Origin of the sequence: Lentzea albidocapillata subsp. violacea (genome assembly GCF_900100275.1) — a bacterium.
Classification (GTDB): domain Bacteria; phylum Actinomycetota; class Actinomycetes; order Mycobacteriales; family Pseudonocardiaceae; genus Lentzea; species Lentzea violacea.
On record NZ_FNET01000005.1, the window covers coordinates 303,301 to 320,465 of the forward strand.

General features: G+C 70.2%; 14 protein-coding genes. 9 read left to right on the forward strand and 5 right to left on the reverse strand.

All coding sequences use genetic code 11. The features are described from left to right. Window positions 1-54 precede the first annotated feature (54 nt). Window positions 55-1,707 carry a DUF885 domain-containing protein gene (locus BLR21_RS14475; RefSeq protein WP_090006342.1) on the forward strand — a complete coding sequence of 551 codons (1,653 nt, stop codon included), beginning with the start codon at window positions 55-57 and terminating at the stop codon, window positions 1,705-1,707. Window positions 1,708-1,955: 248 nt separating this feature from the next. Here BLR21_RS14475 and BLR21_RS14480 read toward each other — a convergent pair whose 3' ends face one another. Beyond that, on the reverse strand, window positions 1,956-2,450 hold the full coding sequence (locus tag BLR21_RS14480; protein WP_090006343.1) for a VOC family protein: 495 nt from the start codon (window positions 2,448-2,450) through the stop codon (window positions 1,956-1,958). 24 nt (window positions 2,451-2,474) lie between these two features. Here BLR21_RS14480 and BLR21_RS14485 point away from each other — a divergent pair, with 24 nt between their 5' ends. Beyond that, window positions 2,475-4,040, forward strand: coding sequence for an alkaline phosphatase D family protein (locus BLR21_RS14485; protein WP_090006344.1), 1,566 nt, complete (start codon window positions 2,475-2,477; stop codon window positions 4,038-4,040). On the opposite strand, the gene BLR21_RS14490 is transcribed toward BLR21_RS14485, so the two are convergent. Further along, window positions 4,017-4,763, reverse strand: a complete 747-nt coding sequence (locus tag BLR21_RS14490; protein WP_256334677.1) for a maleylpyruvate isomerase N-terminal domain-containing protein — start codon at window positions 4,761-4,763, stop codon at window positions 4,017-4,019. The genes BLR21_RS14485 and BLR21_RS14490 overlap by 24 nt on opposite strands. Further along, a complete protein-coding gene (locus BLR21_RS14495) occupies window positions 4,760-5,179 on the reverse strand; it encodes an SAV_6107 family HEPN domain-containing protein (RefSeq protein ID WP_090006476.1) in 420 nt (139 codons plus the stop codon). Before BLR21_RS14495 ends, BLR21_RS14490 begins: the two co-directional genes overlap by 4 nt. Before the next feature lie 203 nt (window positions 5,180-5,382). Here BLR21_RS14495 and BLR21_RS14500 point away from each other — a divergent pair, with 203 nt between their 5' ends. Both BLR21_RS14500 and BLR21_RS14505 read left to right on the forward strand, forming a co-directional pair. Next, window positions 5,383-5,871: a YbaK/EbsC family protein gene (locus tag BLR21_RS14500; protein ID WP_090006345.1), complete on the forward strand. Its 489-nt coding sequence runs from the start codon at window positions 5,383-5,385 to the stop codon at window positions 5,869-5,871. Beyond that, on the forward strand, window positions 5,868-6,428 hold the full coding sequence (locus BLR21_RS14505) for a GNAT family N-acetyltransferase (protein WP_090006346.1): 561 nt from the start codon (window positions 5,868-5,870) through the stop codon (window positions 6,426-6,428). Before BLR21_RS14500 ends, BLR21_RS14505 begins: the two co-directional genes overlap by 4 nt. A gap of 28 nt (window positions 6,429-6,456) precedes the next feature. On the opposite strand, the gene BLR21_RS14510 is transcribed toward BLR21_RS14505, so the two are convergent. Next, entirely contained in the window at window positions 6,457-7,191 is a 735-nt protein-coding gene (locus BLR21_RS14510; protein ID WP_090006477.1) for a class I SAM-dependent methyltransferase, read from the reverse strand. Between the two features lie 178 nt (window positions 7,192-7,369). Between BLR21_RS14510 and BLR21_RS14515 the strand changes: the two genes are divergently transcribed. Together BLR21_RS14515 and BLR21_RS14520 are read left to right on the forward strand one after the other, a co-directional pair. Further along, window positions 7,370-7,999, forward strand: a complete 630-nt coding sequence (locus BLR21_RS14515; RefSeq protein ID WP_090006347.1) for a GntR family transcriptional regulator — start codon at window positions 7,370-7,372, stop codon at window positions 7,997-7,999. Then, entirely contained in the window at window positions 7,996-8,988 is a 993-nt protein-coding gene (locus BLR21_RS14520) for a 1-aminocyclopropane-1-carboxylate deaminase (protein WP_090006348.1), read from the forward strand. The genes BLR21_RS14515 and BLR21_RS14520 overlap by 4 nt, the downstream gene beginning before the upstream one ends. A gap of 9 nt (window positions 8,989-8,997) precedes the next feature. Here BLR21_RS14520 and BLR21_RS14525 read toward each other — a convergent pair whose 3' ends face one another. Then, window positions 8,998-13,539 carry an ATP-dependent helicase gene (locus BLR21_RS14525; protein WP_420843881.1) on the reverse strand — a complete coding sequence of 1,514 codons (4,542 nt, stop codon included), beginning with the start codon at window positions 13,537-13,539 and terminating at the stop codon, window positions 8,998-9,000. Between the two features lie 109 nt (window positions 13,540-13,648). On the opposite strand from BLR21_RS14525, the gene BLR21_RS14530 reads away from it, so the two are divergent. Genes BLR21_RS14530 through BLR21_RS14540 form a run of 3 tightly spaced genes read left to right on the forward strand, consistent with a single transcriptional unit; the run spans window position 13,649 to window position 17,031 of the window. Next, window positions 13,649-15,511 (forward strand): Hsp70 family protein, encoded by a 1,863-nt coding sequence (locus BLR21_RS14530; RefSeq protein ID WP_090006350.1) that lies wholly within the window; start codon window positions 13,649-13,651, stop codon window positions 15,509-15,511. 53 nt (window positions 15,512-15,564) lie between these two features. Beyond that, a complete protein-coding gene (locus BLR21_RS14535) occupies window positions 15,565-16,827 on the forward strand; it encodes an MFS transporter (RefSeq protein WP_090006478.1) in 1,263 nt (420 codons plus the stop codon). A gap of 9 nt (window positions 16,828-16,836) precedes the next feature. Next, entirely contained in the window at window positions 16,837-17,031 is a 195-nt protein-coding gene (locus BLR21_RS14540; protein ID WP_090006351.1) for a DUF3046 domain-containing protein, read from the forward strand. Window positions 17,032-17,165 lie beyond the last annotated feature (134 nt).

The window sequence follows — 17,165 nt, forward strand, 5'->3', positions numbered from 1 at the left end:
GAGCTTGACTAACTACCTTTTGGCGCCGAGACGCGCGAGGTAGCGTCTCGGCGCATGGCTTCCGTGCACGAGATCAGCAACAAATTCGTCAGCGACTACGTGGCGCTCGACCCCATCGCGGCCACGAGCCTCGGCTTCGCGGGTTCCGACGACCAGCTGACGGACCTCTCCCCGGAAGGGCGCGCGGCGCGCGACGAACTCGCCGTCCGCGCTCTCGCCGACATCACCGCCGCCCAGCCCGCGGATGCCTCGGAGGAGGCGGCACGCGCCGTCTTCCTGGAACGCACGGGCCTGGAACACGAGCTGTACGAGGCCGGTCAGACCGAGTCCTCGCTGAACGTCATCGCGAGCCCGATCCAGTCCGTGCGCGACATCTTCGACCAGATGCCGACGGACACGCCGGAGCAGTGGGCCACCATCGGCCGCCGCCTCTCCGCCGTGCCCGCCGCACTGGACGGCCTGCGCGCCTCCCTCTCGCACGCCGCCTCCCGCGGTCACATCTCCGCACTGCGTCAGGTCACCCAGGTCGCCAAGCAGTGCGACACCTTCGCCACGACCTTCTTCGGCCCGTTCGCCGCCTCCGCCAACGTCGACGGCTCCGTGCGCACCTCTCTTGACGCCGGCGCCACCGCCGCTGCCGCCGCTTACGCGGACTTCGCCTCGTTCCTCCGCACGAAGCTGGCTCCCCAGGCGCCGGAGAAGGACGCGGTCGGCGAGGAGCGCTACCGCCTCGGCTCGCGCTACTTCACCGGCTCGCGGCTCGACCTGGCCGAGGCCTACGCGTGGGGCTGGGAGGAGTTCCTCGGCATCGAGGCCGAGATGAAGGAGGTGGCTTCGCGGCTCAAGCCCGGCGCCACCCTGGCCGAGACCGCGGCGTTCCTCGACGAGCACCCGCGCTACCAGGTGCACGGACAGGACGGCCTGCAGGCGTGGATGCAGGAACTGTCCGACAAGGCCCTGCTCGACCTGCGCGACGTGCACTTCGACCTGCCGGACGCGCTGATGAACCTCGAGTGCAGGATCGCCCCGCCCGGCGGTGCCGTCGGCGCCTACTACACGCCGCCGACCGCGGACTTCTCCCGCCCCGGCCGCATGTGGTGGTCGATCGCCGAGGGCAAATCGGTGTTCCCAACGTGGCGTGAGACCTCGACGGTCTACCACGAGGGCGTGCCGGGCCATCACCTCCAGTGCGCGACGGCGGTGTACCAGTCCGAGACGCTGAACGACTTCCAGCGCCTGATCTGCTGGGTGTCGGGCCACGGCGAAGGCTGGGCGCTCTACGCGGAACGCCTCATGTGCGAACTCGGCTACCTCGACGACGACGGCGACCTGCTCGGCATGCTCGACGCCCACCTGTTCCGCGCGGCCCGCGTGATCATCGACATCGGCATGCACCTGGAACTGGAGATCCCGGCCGGCACCGGCTTCCACCCCGGCGAGCGCTGGACCCCCGAGCTCGGCCTCGAGTTCATGATGACCCGCACCCTCTCGGAGCCCGCGCACGTCCGCGACGAGATCGACCGCTACCTCGGCTGGCCGGGCCAGGCACCGGCGTACAAGATCGGCGAGCGCCTGTGGCTCGCCGCCCGCGAGGACGCGCGCGCCCGCAAGGGTGCCGACTTCGACCTCAAGCGCTTCCACAAGGACGCCCTGGAGATGGGTGCGATGGGCCTCGACACCCTTCGTGAACGGTTGGCCGCCCTCTGACGCCACCGCCCGGCGCAACGCTCTGACGTGCGCTTACCCACCCTTATGCAAAAGACGTTTGCGGACGTCCGCAAACGTCTTTTGCATAAGCCGATATATCAGCAGGCTGATATATCGGATATCAGTGCGGCGGGGCGCCGTCCGATGGTGGGGAACTGGTGGGCCAGGTACGGGCGAGGCTGTATCCCTCGCCGGTGCCGCCCACCTCCCTTTAACTCCGTGGGCGACCTCCGGGTGGCCTCTGGCCGTTACGCCGGATCGGCCCACCGGACGCGCACGCGGTTCGTGATCGGCTCCGGATCGTCGGTCCGCACGAACTCGAGCCACGGACCCGGCTCGGGCCGCACCGAGGCGAAGCCGTCGCCGCTGCGCACCACCGGGTGCCCGGTCGCCTCGGCCGACGCCAGCGGATCACGCGAGTCGACGACGACGGCCGCGATCACGCCGGGGTACTCGGGCCGCGGTTCGAGGACGCAGAACTCGTTGCCCTGCGGATCGCGCAGCACCACCCACGGCACATCGGTCTGACCGACGTCGGCGTGCTCGGCGCCGAGCTTCAACGCCCGCGCCACGATGTCCGCCTGATGCTCGGGCGAGGTCGAGGCCAGGTCGAGGTGCACCCGGTTCTTCTCTATCTTCGGAGCGTCGCTCCACACGAACGTCAGCTCGATCTCGTCATCGGCGAACTCGGACCAGAACGCGGCCAGCGCGGAGGGATCCGCCGCCTCGAACGTGATTTCCACTCGTGCGAGGGTACTGTCTCGCGCGTGGCGAAGCTGGTGCTCGGACCGCTCCTCAGATATGTCGACGCGTCGTCCGCGACGGTGTGGGTCGAGACGGACGTCTCGTGCGAGGTCACGATCGCCGGTCACACCGCGCGCACGTTCCAGGTGGGCAGGCAGCACTTCGCGCTCGTCCGGCTGGAGGACCTGGGGCCACGCACCGAGTACGACGTGAGGCTGGACGGCGAGAACGTCTGGCCGGAACCCGGAAGTGGCTTCCCGAAACCGGTCATCCGCACCGGCGAGGTCCGCCGGATCGCCTTCGGGTCGTGCCGTGCCGCCCCGAACCAGCCGGTCGGTCCCGACGCCCTCGACGCGTTCGCGCAACGGCTCATGGTCACCCCGGATTCGGAGTGGCCGCAGGCGCTGATCCTGCTGGGAGACCAGGTCTACGCCGACGAACCCACCGAGGCCACCAGGCAGTGGCTGCGGGAAAGCAGGAACGGCACGAAGGAACCCGACGGCGAGGTCGTGCACTTCGGCGAGTACGCCCGTCTCTACCACGAGACCTGGGGCGACCCGGAGATCCGCTGGCTGCTGTCGGTCGTGCCGACGTCGATGATCTTCGATGACCACGACGTACGCGACGACTGGAACACGTCCGCGGTGTGGCGCAAGGAGATGGCGGACAAGCCGTGGTGGCGCGACAGGATCCGCGGCGCCATCTCCTCCTACTGGGTCTACCAGCACCTCGGCAACCTGGGCCCGGACGAGCTCGCGCGAAATCCCTTGTACGCCAAGGTGAAGGCCCAGGACACGGACGTGCTGCCGTTGCTGGAGGAGTTCGCCGAGGAAGCGGACAGGGAGGTGGAAGGCCGCAAGTCGACCTGGTGGAGCTTCCGCCGCGAGTTCGGCCGCACCCGGCTGCTCATGGTCGACACGCGTTCCGGCCGCATCCTCGACGAGGGCAAGCGGCAGATGGTCAGCGACGAAGAGTTCGAGTGGATCGAGCGGAACACCGAAGGCGACTTCGACCACCTGCTGATCGGCTCGTCGCTGCCTTGGCTGATGCCGCACGCGCTCAGCCACTTCCAGTCCCTCAACGAGATCGGCGCGCGCAAGCCGGGCTGGCAGGGCAAGGCGGCGGAGGGGATCAGGCAGGCGGTCGACCTGGAGCACTGGCCGGCGTTCCGCGAATCGTTCGACCGGCTCTCCCGCATGATCGAGAAGGCCGCGAACAACGGCGCCGCCACGGTGTGCATGCTCTCCGGCGACGTCCACCACAGCTATGTCGCAGAGGCCGAGTTCCCCACGCCCACCAAGGCTTTGGTCGCGCAACTCGTGTGCTCGCCCATCCACAACGAGGCGCCGAAGTTCCTGCGGCCGGCGTTCCGGCTGTCGTGGTCCCGCGCCGCCTCGTGGGTGTTCCGCCGGCTCGCGACGCTGGCCGGCGTGCCGGAGGACCTGGTGCACTGGCGCAAGACCAGTGGCCCGCACTTCGGGAACTCCTTGGCGCTGCTGGACTTCGACGGCCGCCACGCCCGCTACCGGCTGCTGTCGGCAACGGGCGAGGAGACCGCGAGCGTGCTACTTGGTCGCGAGCCGCAGTAGCGCCCACAACTGCGCGATCGCGTCGTGGTCGCCGACCACCTCGACCATCCGGTCGGGCAACCGCCCCCACAGCCAGCGGTACATCGTCATCGGGTCCGCGGACACCTGCGCGTCGGCGACGTGGGTGTCCTCCGGGTCGATCACGCGCCACGCCGACGCGCCGTGCGGGCCGCAGCGCGTGAGCCACAGGTGGTCCTCGACCTGGATGGTGACGAGGCTGTCCCGCGATCCCCGCACCCCGAGCACGTCCAGCTTGTGCCCCAGCCACAACGTGAGCACCTCGTCGACGCCGTCGACCGCGACCTCGTCGGCGACGACACCGACCTCCATGCCCGCGGCGCCCTGGATGTCCATGCGGTGCATCGTCGTCTCGTGCGCGAGCCGTCGCCGCCAGAACCCGTAGTTCTGCTGATCAGGCCACCACGTCGCGCACGGCTCGTCCTCGTCGTGCGCTTCGAGTTCCGCGATCACGGCGTCCGCGCCCGACCGCATGAACTCCAGTGAGTCCTCGCCGGGCTCCGGAAAGTCCGGCCATTCCCCGATTTCAGGCTCACGGCCGAGCCTGATCCACGCCAGCGCGCCGCGATAGCCGCCGCCGATGTGCCGCACGGTCTCCCCGAGGTTCAGTCCGGGGCACGCGGGCACGCCCTTGTACGGTGGCTGGCCGATCGCGGACATGACGAGCAGTTCCGCTTCACGGCGCAGAACTTCCAGATGGTTCACCGCTGCGCCTCGCTCATCACGCGGTCGACGAGCGCCACGAACAGATGGGTCTGGCGCACCAGGTCGTCTGCCGTGCGCGCGTTGACGTGCCTGGTGATCCCCGCGAGCACGGCGGCCCGTGTGGACGACCACGAAGCGAAGAAAGCGGCCCACTCACTCATTTCCGGTGCCATCGCGGCGAGCAGCACCCACGCGCTGGTCGGCCTCGACCGCCCGCGATGGGGCCGTCCACGTAAAGCGAGCACCGCTGCGGCAGCGCGCAACGCGGCGAGGTAAGCGGCCGCGAACCGCTCCGGGGGCTCGGGCGTGCGCTCCGACTCGGCGAGCGAGTCGTGGGCCTGCCGCAGCAGGACGAGCGCGGACGCGGGTGGCAACGGGATGGGGAAGGCTGCCGGATTCGAAAGATCGGCTGTCATCTCGGCCTCCTCGTGGCGTCGGTGAACGACGTCACCGCCGAGGGGAAGCCGGCGGCTCTCGGAGGTGGGGTGCTTCCCCCACCCCACCTCCGAGGCATGGTGAGACTCGAACACATGTTCGAGTCTTCCTCAGCGTAGCTGCCTGCCGATGGATTCCTCAACCCGCCCCACCGCGTAGGCGCGAGTCGTGGTCTCATGGAGACGTGAGTGCGCTCGAACACCCCGGAATCCGCAAGGTCGCGGAAGTCCTGCCGCCCGCCACCGCCGCACGCATCGTCGTGCTGCCGGACGCCGTGCGGACCGCGGCGGCCGCGGCTGCGGCGGTAGGTGTGCAGGTAGGCGCGATCGCGAACAGCCTGGTGTTCGCCGCGGTGCGCGGCGGAGAGGCGGCCCCGCTGCTGGTGCTGACGTCGGGCGCACACCGTGCGGACACGTCACTGGTCGCCGCGCTCGTGGGCGCGGACGCTGTCAAGCGCGCCGATCCCGAGTTCGTCCGCGAACACACGGGCCAGGTGATCGGCGGCGTGTCGCCGGTCGGGCACCCGGCGCCGATCGAGACCGTCGTGGACGAGTCGCTGTCCGCCTACGAGGAGATCTGGGCGGCCGCGGGCCATCCGCACGCCGTCTACCCCACGACCTTCGCCGATCTGGTGGCGCTGACGGGCGGCCGCGTCGCGGCGGTGAAGGCATGACGGCCTCGCCGCGCCTGGAGCGCATCGTCGAGATCACCGCCTCGGAACTGAACGAACGGCTGGGCGAAGCCCTCGCGCTGTACGTGACGGCGATGAACTACCCGCCCGCCACCGTCGAGCAGCGCGCCCCGATGTGGCTCGCCCACATGATGCGCGAGGAGTGGCGCTGCGTCATCGCGCTGGGAGAGCACGACGAACTCGTCGGCGTCGGCTACGGCTACCGCGGTGCGGCCGGTCAGTGGTGGCACGAGCAGGTGCGGCGCGGACTGATGCAGGTCTCGCCGCCCGCCGTCGTCGACAGCTGGCTCACCGACTACTTCGAGCTCACCGAACTGCACGTGCTGCCGCGCGCGCAGGGCCGAGGCCTCGGCGAGGAACTGCTGCGCCGCCTGCTGGAAGGCGTGCGGTCCTCCTGCGTGCTGCTCTCCACGCCCGAAGGCCCGAGCAAGGCGTGGAAGCTCTACCGCCGCGTCGGCTTCGAGGACGTGCTGCGGCACTACCAGTTCACCGGTGACCCGCGCCCGTTCGCGGTCCTCGGCCGCAAGCTGCCAGTCTGACACCGGCGCGCGCCGTGCCGCGCCGCGGTCAGATGGCTTCCAGGACGAAGAACAGGAAGCTCAAGAAGGCCCCGGAGGGGAACCTCGCCATCTCGTCGGGGAAGAGTTCGTGGGCTTCCGGCGCCGGGGGCGGCTCGCTGATGACGGCCGTGCGGAAACCGGCGGCGGTGAAGGCGTCGGTCATCGCGTGCAGCGGCCGGTGCCAGTAGGTGAGCACGGCCTTCTGGCCGTTGAAGTTGTACTCGTCGGACCACTTGGTGGTCGCGAAGTAGTCGGCCTCGCGATGCACCATCTTGAGGAGGATGGGGTGGTTGACGACCACGATCAGCCGGCCGCCGGGCTTCAGGACCCGTCGCAGCTCGCCCAGCGGTGCGGTCCAGTCCTCCAGGTAGTGCAGCACCAGGGCCGCGACGACATCGTCGAACGCGCCGTCGGGGTACGGCAGCGGGCCGGTTATGTCGGCGACCCGCAGGTCCGTGTCGGCACCGAGCCGCTGCCGGGCCAGTTCGACCATCTTCGTGCTGCGGTCGAAGCCGACAACGATGCCACCTCGATCACGCAGCGCCGCGGACACGGCGCCGGAGCCGCACCCGGCGTCGAGAATTCGTCGACCGGCCACGTCCCCGGCCAGATCCACGATCGCGGGCCGGACGTAGTAGGCGTTGAGGAGGCTGGTCTCGTTCTCGACCGTGTACGCCTCGGCGAAGCCGTCGTAGTCGTTCTCCACGGCCACGTCGGCGGAACTCCCGGGATCGGCAGGCATGGTTCCCATACTGTCGAGCGATCGATCAGGACGCCAGAAGATCACGTCGAAGTTCGGTCTTGTCTCCGGCGAGCAGAGCAGTGGCTGTCCCTGACCAAGGTGTGGTCTGTGCCGTTCGAGTCCTGGGTGGAGCCCATCTTGGTTGCGATCACTCGGCCTCGGCCCTACTCTCGCCAATATGCAATATATTGGATATGGGTCACTGAAGGAGCGGGCGGCGGCTGAGATCCGGTCGGCGATCGTGCGCGGCGACCTGGAGCCGGGCACGCCCATCAAGGACGTCGAGCTGGCGGAACGGCTGGGTCTGTCCCGCACTCCGGTGCGCGAGGCGCTCGCCACGCTGACCGACGAGGGTCTCGTCGAGACCAAGCCGCACGCGTACACCCGTGTCACCGCACTCGAAGCGGAGCCCGTGCGCGACGCGCTCGTCGTCGTGCAGTCGATGCACTCCCTCGCGATCGGCCTGGCGGTGCCGAAGATGACGGCGGAGGACATCGCCGCGATGCGCGCCGCGAACAAGGCTTTCAAGAAGGCGCTCGACGCCGACGACGCTGCCGCCGCGCTGGCCGCCGACGACGAGTTCCACGCCGTGGCCGTCCGCTGTTGCGACAACTTCGCGATCGCCGCGACCATCGACCGCTTCACCCCGCTGGTGCGCAGGATCGAGCACAGCCGTTTCTCCTCGCCGAACGCACGGCATTCCGTGACGCAGCACCAGGAGATCATCGAGGCGTGCGAACAGCGAGACGAACTGCTCGCCACGACCCTGGTCGACCAGAACTGGAGCACCCTGAAGGAGGAACTGTGAACAGATTCCCGCTTCTCTTCGGTCCCTCTCCGGTCCACCGCCTGGACCGCCTCACCGCCCACCTCGGCGGCGCCGCCGTCTGGGCGAAGCGCGAGGACTGCAACTCCGGCCTCGCCTACGGCGGCAACAAGACCCGCAAGCTCGAATACCTCGTCGCCGACGCCCTGGCCACCGGCTGCGACACCCTCGTGTCGATCGGCGGCATCCAGTCCAACCACACCCGCCAGGTCGCGGCCGCCGCGGCCCGCGCCGGCCTGAAGGCCGTGCTGGTGCAGGAGAGCTGGGTCGAGTGGTCCGACGTCGGCAGCGACCGCGTGGGCAACATCCTGCTCAGCCGCATGATGGGAGCCGACGTCCGGCTGGTGAACGCCGAGTTCGGCATCGGCGTCAAACCCGCCTGGGAACAGGCGATCGACGAGGTCCGCGCGAACGGCGGCAAGCCCTACCCGATCCCCGCCGGTGCCTCCGACCACCCGCTGGGCGGCATGGGGTTCGCGAACTGGGCCGACGAGGTTCGCCAGCAGGAAGCCCAGCTCGGCGTCTTCTTCGACACCATCGTCGTCTGCTCGGTCACCGGCAGCACCCAGGCGGGCATGGTCGCCGGTTTCGCGAACGACACCAACCGCCGTGTGCTGGGCATCGACGCGTCCGCCAAACCCGCCGAGACTCTCGACCAGATCACCCGCATCGCCCACAACACCGCGAAGCTCCGCGAGGTCACGGTGTCCGAAGAGGACATCCTCCTCGACGACCGCTTCCACGCCGGCACCTACGGCATCGCCGACGAGTCCACACTGGAGGCCATGCGGCTCGGCGCCGGTCTGGAAGCGATGATCACCGACCCGGTCTACGAGGGGAAGTCCCTGGCAGGGCTCATCCACCTCGTGTCGTCGGGCGAGATCGACCGCGACTCCACGGTCCTCTATGCCCACCTCGGCGGACAGCCGGCGCTCAACGCCTACAGCTCGCTGTTCTCCGCCGGGAACTAGACGCAGTGCTCATGCCCGCAGCCGCAGTCCCTTCGGAGTGGCACGGAAACCGGCCTCCTGCAGGACCGTCGCCAGGTGCGAGGTGAGCGCGACCTCGCCATCGGCTCGCTGGACCGCCAGCTGGCCCAGCCAGCCGTCACGGACAGCCCGGCTCAGGGCGTTCGCGGCGGTGCGCAGGGTCGGATCGTCGTCGGTGAACGACAGCAGCGACTTACCTCCTCTCTCCACGTAGAGCGCCGGGGTGCCGTCGACCAGCACCGCCAGCGCGCCGGCCTTGCGGGCCGGCCTGTGTTTGCCCTCGCCCAGCGGATCCGGCCACGCCAGAGCGGCTCCGTAGGGCTGGGCGGGGTCAGCCGCGGCGAGCACCACCGCGGCCTGGTCGGTCTGCGAGGGCTGGCCGGGCGGGCGCGACAACGCCCGCAGGCGGTCCACCGCGCCTCGTGCCGCGAACTGGGCGGCGCCCAGCCCCTCGACGACGTAACCGCGGATGACCTGGTTCGACTCCTCCATTGCCCGCAGCACCTTGTAGACGCCGCTGAACCCACCCGTCACGCGTTCCGTGTCGAGAGCGCCTCTCGTCAGTACGCCGTGGCGTTCCAGGAAAGCTTCGGCACGCGCGTGCGCCCGGCGCGTCGGGTTGCCGGACGGTGTCACCGCGAGAGACCAGCGACCGGCTGCGGTCGGCGGACCCGTGCGAGAAGGCATGTCGGGACGAGAACGCAGCCGGGCATAACGGCCCCGCGGAGCACTGCGGCGAGGTTTGTGCGCCGCACCGCCACCGGACACCAACGCGCGCAACGGCGACAACGTGTCGTTCGTGATCAGCCCCGCCCACACCAGGTCCCACAGCGTGCCGACGACTTCGGCGTCCGTGCACGTCACGGACAGCGAGGCCCGGTCGACCACCTGGCGGAAGAACAACGCCCCGCCGGACAACGCCTCCAGGACCGCGGTGTGCAGCGGCGACTCCGGGATCGACTCCGGCACCAGGTCGGGCAGCAGCAGGTCGGCCACGTCGGCGGGGGCGAGCGCGATCCAGCCGTCGCCACCGGCCAGCGCGCCGCAGCCCGTCCACGTCACCTCGCCGGACGCCGTCAGCTCGTCCAGCAACGCCGGGTAGTAACCGGGCAACCGGGACGGGAGCAGCAGGGATTCGAAGGCGCTCGCGGGAAGCGGTGCACCCGCGAGCTGTTCCACCACCGAGAACACGTCATCGACCGTCGGTGCCGTACGCAACCGCCTGCCCAGACCGTGCCACTGCGGCAGGAACCGGCCCAGCGCCGCCGGTTCGACCGGCTCCACCTCGGACCGCAGCCGGGCCAGCGAGGCCCGGCGCAGGCGGCGCAACACGTCCGAGTCGCAGTACTCGGTGTGCGTGCCGCCGGGACGGAGCTCACCGCGCACCAACCGGCCCGTGGCCGCCATCCGTTCCAGCACGCCCGTCACCACGGCCACGCCCAGACCGAAGCGGGCAGCGGGTTCGGAGGCGGGGAACGGCCCGTGGGTGCGGGCGTAGCGGTTCAGCAGGTCGCCCAGCGGATCCGCCACCGGCTCGGTGAACGCCTCCGGCACGCCGACCGGAAGCGCGACACCCAGCGCGTCACGGACCTTGCCCGCGTCCTCGATCGAGATGCTGCGTTCCTCGCCGGCGATCCGGACGCGGATCACCCGGCGCTCGGCCACCAGTTCGTCCAGCCACTCGCGGGGCACACCGCGTTCGAGCGCCTCCGCGTCGGACAGATCTCCCAGGAACCGCAACAGGTCCGCGGTGTCCTCGGCGTGCCGCGGGCGGCGGTCCTCGGAGAGGCGTTGCAGACTGCGTTCGACCTCGGCCACGATCTCCGGATCGAGCAGCTCGCGGATCGCCTCCGAGCCGAGCAGTTCCGCGAGCAGCGTCGAGTCGAGCGACAACGCCGCCGCCCGCCGTTCCGCCAGCGGAGCGTCCATCTCGTAGAGGAACATGCCCACATACCCGAAGAGCAGGCTGCGGGCGAACGGTGACGGCGACGGGGTCTCGACCTCGACCACGCGCACCTTGCGCGCGCGGACGTCCGACATCAGTTCCTTCAGGCCCGGCACGTCGTACACGTCCTGCAGGCACTCGCGCATCGCCTCCAGGACCACCGGGAAGCTCTCGTACTTCGAGGCGACCGACAGCAGCTGCGCCGACCGTTGCCGCTGCTGCCACAACGGGGTGCGCCGGCGTGGATCGCGGCGGGGGAGCAGCAGCGAACGGGCCGCGCACTCGCGGAACCGGGCCGCGAACAGCGCCGAGCCGCCCACCTCCGCGACCACGATCTGCTCGACCTCGTCGGGGTCGAGCAGCACGTCCTCCGCGCCCGCCGTCACCTCCACGCCCTCGTAGTCCAGCGCGTCGGGCAACCGCAGCACGATGCCGTCGTCGGAGTGCGCCGCCTGCACCTCGACACCGCGCTTCTCCCGCAGGCGGGCCGCGATCGCGAGCGCCCACGGCGCGTTGACCTGGGCGCCGAACGGGGAGTGCACGACGAGCCGCCAGTCGCCCAGCTCGTCGCGGAACCGTTCCACCAGAACGATCCTGTCGTTCGGGACGTGCCGCGTGGCCTCCCGCTGCTCGCCCAGGTACGCCAGCAGGTTGTCCGTCGCCCACTCGTCCAGACCGGCGGACGTGGCGCGTTCGCGCGCCGCCGAATCCTCCATCGTGGACACTTCGCGCAGGAACTTGCCCAGCGCACGGCCGAGTTCCAGCGGACGCCCTGGAGCGTCGCCCTTCCAGAACGGCATCCGCGCGGGCTGACCCGGCGCGGGCACCACGATCACCCGGTCGTGCGTGATGTCCTCGACCCGCCACGACGACGTGCCCAGCAGGAACGTGTCGCCGACCCGCGACTCGTAGACCATCTCCTCGTCGAGTTCGCCGACCCGCGAGCCGGGACCGTTCTCCGAGGCCGGCGTCATGACCGCGAACAGCCCCCGGTCGGGGATCGTGCCGCCGGAGGTGACCGCCAGCCGTTGCGAACCGGGCCGGCCGCGCAGCTCGGAGTTCACCCGGTCCCAGGTGATCCGCGGCCGCAGCTCGCCGAACTCCTCGGACGGGTACCGGCCCGACAGCATGTCCAGCACCGCGTTCAGCGCCGACTCCGGCAGCCCGGCGAACGGCGCCGCCCGCCGCACCAGCGCCGTCAGCTCCTCGACCGTCCACGTCTCCATCGCCACCATCGCGACGATGTGCTGCGCCAGCACGTCGAGCGGGTTGCGCGGGAACCGCACGGCCTCGATCGCGCCGTCCCGCATGCGTTCCGCCACCACCGCGCACGACACCAGGTCGCCGCGGAACTTCGGGAACATCACGCCCCGCGACACCGCGCCCACCTGGTGGCCTGCCCGGCCGACGCGCTGCAACCCGGACGCGACCGACGGCGGCGCCTCCACCTGCACCACCAGGTCGACCGCGCCCATGTCGATGCCGAGCTCCAGCGACGACGTCGCCACGACACAGGGCAGCCGGCCCGACTTCAGGTCCTCTTCCACGGCCGTGCGCTGTTCTCGCGACATCGAGCCATGGTGTGCGCGAGCGACGGACGCGGTCTTCTGCACCGTCATGCCCGACTGGCCGATGGCCTCGGCCGGGAACGACTCCAGCTCCGCGGCCTCTTCGGCGAGCTCGTTCAACCGCGCGGTCAGCCGTTCCGCGAGGCGCCGCGAGTTCGCGAAGACGATCGTCGACCGGTGCGCCCGCACCAGCTCCAGGATCCGTGCCTCGACCGACGGCCAGATGGAGGTGCGTTGCTCGGCTCCGGCGGCCGAACCCGACACCTCACCCGTCGGCTGGCCGAGCAGCGCCATGTCCGCGACCGGCACCTCCACCTCGACCTGGATGACCTTGGGCGTCTTCGGCTGCACCACCGACACCGGCCGCCCGCCGGACAGGAACGTGCTGATCTCCTCGACCGGCCGCACCGTCGCGGACAACCCGATCCGCTGCGCCGGCCGGTCGAGCAGCGCGTCCAGCCGTTCGAGTGACAACGCGAGGTGTGCGCCGCGCTTGGTGCCCGCCACCGCGTGCACCTCGTCGAGGATCACCGTCTCCACGCCGCGCAGCGACTCGCGCGCCGACGAGGTCAGCAGCAGGAACAACGACTCCGGTGTCGTCACCAGCACGTCCGGGGGAGTGCGCCCGAACGCCCTGCGTTCCTCCGGCGACGTGTCGCCCGTACGCATGCCCACGGTGATGGACGGCTCGGTCAGATCAAGCCGGTGCGCCGCCTGCCGGATACCGGCCAGAGGGGCGCGCAGATTTCGTTCGACGTCCACCGCCAGCGCTTTCAACGGCGAGACGTACAGCACCCGGCACCGCCGTTTCGGCTCCGACGGCGCGGAGGAAGAAGCCAGCCTGTCCAGCGCCCACAGGAACGCGGCCAGCGTCTTGCCCGAGCCCGTCGGGGCGATGACCAGCGCGTGCTCGCCCGCCGCCGCGGCCGCCCACGCACCCGTCTGCGCCTGGGTTGGCGCGGCGAAGGCCCCGGCGAACCACTGCCTGGTCGCCGGTGAGAATGCCTCCATCACGTCCATGGCGACCATCATGACGCCGAGGTCTGACAATTTCTGATTACGCAGGTCCGAGCATCCGCCGCAGCCCGCTGTGGCACGATCACCACGTACGTCCTGCGAGGGGAGCACGGTGCGCGTCCTGTCCGTCGACCTGGGCACCGCCAACACGGTTGCGGTGCTGTCCGACCACGGTGTGGTGGATGTGGACGGTGGGCCCACGATGCCCTCGTCCGTCTACCTCGACGAGGACGGAACCCTCCGCGTCGGCAGAGAAGCGGAACGGCGTTCGCGCCAGGACCCGTCTCGCTACGAGCCGAACCCCAAGCGCCACATCGACAAGGTGACGATCAAGCTCGGCGAGCAGAACCTGCCGGTCAACGACGCGCTCGCGGCCATCTACGCCCGCGTGCTGGAGGCCGTGACGGTGCTGCTGAAAGGCGAGCACCCCGACGAGATCCGCCTGACGCACCCGGCCGAGTGGGGCCCGAGCAGGCGCAACAAGCTGCTGTCCTCGGCGAGGCTCGCGGGCATGACCGGCGAACTCGTGCCCGTTCCCGAGGCCATCGCGGTGGCCTCGCTCGGCAGCGGCCGCCCGCTCGCCGTCTACGACTTCGGCGCCGACACGTTCGACGTCTCCGTGCTCGACTCCCAGCACCGCATCCTCGCCGACGGCAGCCTCAGCGACGTCGGTGGTCTCGACATCGACCAGGCGCTGCTGGAACACATCGGCCGCACGGTCTCCCACAAGGACCCGGCAGGCTGGCAGCGGCTGATGCGCCCGGTCACGGTGGACGACCACCGCGCCCGCCTCGGCCTGCGCGAGGAGCTGCGCCTCGCGAAGGAGGACCTCTCCGAGCTGCCCCAGGTCGAGGTGTTGATGCCGGAGCCGTTCGAGAAGGTCGTCATCACGCGCGCCGAGCTGGAGGCGCTGATCAGGCCGAGCCTGATCCGCAGCACCGAGGTCCTGATCTCCACGGTCCGCCGCGCCGGCGTCACGCCCGAGCACGTCTACCTCGTCGGCGGCTCCTGCCGGATGCCGCTGGTCGCGCAGATCATCGCGGAGAAGGTCGGCATCGTCCCGACCAACCCCGACCACCCGGAGACGATCGTCGCGTCCGGCGCGCAGGTCGTGGACCGGGCGATGATCACGCTCAAGGCGGAGGACGACAAGCCCAAGTCCGTCGAGCCGCCCACGGTCGTCACGGCGCCGGTCAGCCCCGCCGTGAGCGGCCCGCACCCGGTGAACCCGAACGTCAGCGGCCCGAACCCCGTGATCAGCGGCTCGTACCCGAGCGGTTCCTACCCCAGCGGCTCGTACCCGAGTGGGTCGTATCCGAGTGGCGCGTACTCGGCGAGCGGCACCTATCAGGTGAACCCGAACGTCAGCGGCAGCTACCCGACGAACTTCCCGCAGCAGCAGGCGCCGAAGAAGGACAACAAGAAGGTCCTCATCGGTGCCGGCGCGGCGGTCCTCGTGGTGGCGGGCGTGATCGGCGCGGTCTTCGCGTTGTCCGGCCCGAGCCTGCCCAGCGCCGACGACTGCAAGGACGACACCGCGCAGGACGGCCAGGGCTTCACGAAGTGCCTGCGCCAGCTCGCGGGCACCGTGCCGGACGGCGGCGGCTGCGAGAAGGCCGACTCCGCACAGATCACCGGCATGGAGGAGATCAAGGGCACGGTCGTGAGCTGCACGATCCGCGACGGCTACGCGGTGCAGTACATCCTCACCGACAGCGTCACGGGCGCGGAGAACAACGCGTCCTCCATCTCGAAGTCGTTCCAGACCGACCGCGTCGAGGCCGACTGGACCGGCAACGGCCTCGAGGGCGACTACCGCGCGGCCACGTCGAGCGGCACCGGCGTGCTGGTGTTCACCGCCAAGGGCCGTCCCATGTTCGGCATCCTCACCAAGACCGCCGAGGAGAACGCGGACGAGCTCAAGGCGGACGAAATGGCCGATTTCTTCGAGAAGTCCGTGCAACCGGGGGAGTAACCGCCCCTGATGGACCTGTCGGCGAGAGGTCCGGCCATGCCACGATCGTGATCATGGTGACCGTCGCGCCGCAGGTCGAACGCGTGCAGCGCAAGGTCGTCCGGGTCCTGACCGGCACCCAGATCCTGGGGTCGGCGGCGGTGACGATCGGCCTCGCGTTCAGCACGCTGATCGCCGCGTCGTTGTCCGGGTCCGAGGCAGTCGGCGGGCTCGCGCAGACCGCGGCCGTCGCGGGAGCCGCGCTGCTCGCCCTGCCGGCAGCCCGGCTCGCGCAACGCAGCGGGCGTCGTCCCGCGCTCGTCCTCGGCTACGGCATCGGCGGGCTCGGAGCGTTGATCGCCGCCGTCGCCGTGGGCCTCGGGCTGTGGCAGGTGTTGCTGGTGGGCCTCCTCCTGTTCGGAGGGGCGTCCAGCGCGAACTACGCGGCTCGTTACGCCGCAACGGATCTGGCGCATCCGCATCGCCGTGCGCGCGAACTCTCCCGCGTGGTGTGGGCGGCCATGATCGGCGCGATCATCGGCCCGAACCTGGCCGATCCCGCCGGGCGGGCGGCCGGTGCACTGGGTCTCCCGGCGGGCGTCGGGCCCTTCCTGCTGGCGGCGGTGGTGCTCGTGGCCGCGGTGCTGGTGATCCAGTTCGGACTGCACCCGGACCCGCTGGTCGTCGTGAAGAGCACACGACCGGTTGAATCCGCGGACTGCTGCGCCGGAGGCTCCAGCGGCGAGAGTCCCCGAGGTCTGAAGATCTGGGCGACGCTCGGGCCGATGGCACGACTTGCACTCGTTGGAGTGATGTTGTGCCACACGGCGATGGTCGGGCTGATGTCGATGACGCCGGTGCACATGAACCACGCCGGGTCGTCGTTGCGCGTGGTCGGCGTCGTGATCAGCCTGCACGTCGCCGCGATGTACGCCGCGAGCCCGCTGTTCGGGTGGATGGCGGACCGGATGGGCCGCGTGCCGGTGCTCGCGATCGGCGCGTCGCTGGTGGTGGCGGCGTCCGGGGTCGCGGGAATGGCGCCCTCGCACGACGCCCCGCAACTCGCCGCGGGACTGGCGCTGCTCGGGTTCGGCTGGTCGGCCGGGCTGGTGGCGGGGTCCGCGTTGCTGACGGAGTCCGTGCGGGTCGACGACCGGCCCGCCGCGCAAGGACTGTCCGATCTGATGATGAACGTCGGCGGCGCCATCGGCGGAGCGGTCGCCGGGATCGTCGTGACGGCGTGGTCGTACGCGGCGCTCGGGCTGATCGTCGGGTTCACCGCGCTGCCGCTGCTGGTCGTGTGCCTCTTCGCATCGCTGCGCAGGCCCGTTCGTTAGGGTCTTCCGGTGCGCATCACCATGTTCCGCAAACTCATGGCGGGGGAGTTCGGCCAGGTCAGGGCCGAGATGATCGCCCGTGACCACGTGCTGTCGTCGCTCGGCGGCCGTACCGCCGACGAGGCGCTGGAGGCCGGAACCGGGGCCAAGGAAGTCTGGATCGCGGTCTGCGAAGCGTTCGATGTTCCGGGAAATCGCCGCTGAGCAGGTGCCGGGAGTGTCGCGTGTGCTCGAACACGTGTTCGGCTACAGTGGCTCCGACCCCCGGCTTCGCAGAATTGTCAGACCCCGCCAGTAGCGTCAGGTCCAACATGACGAAGCAACGGCAGACGACAAAA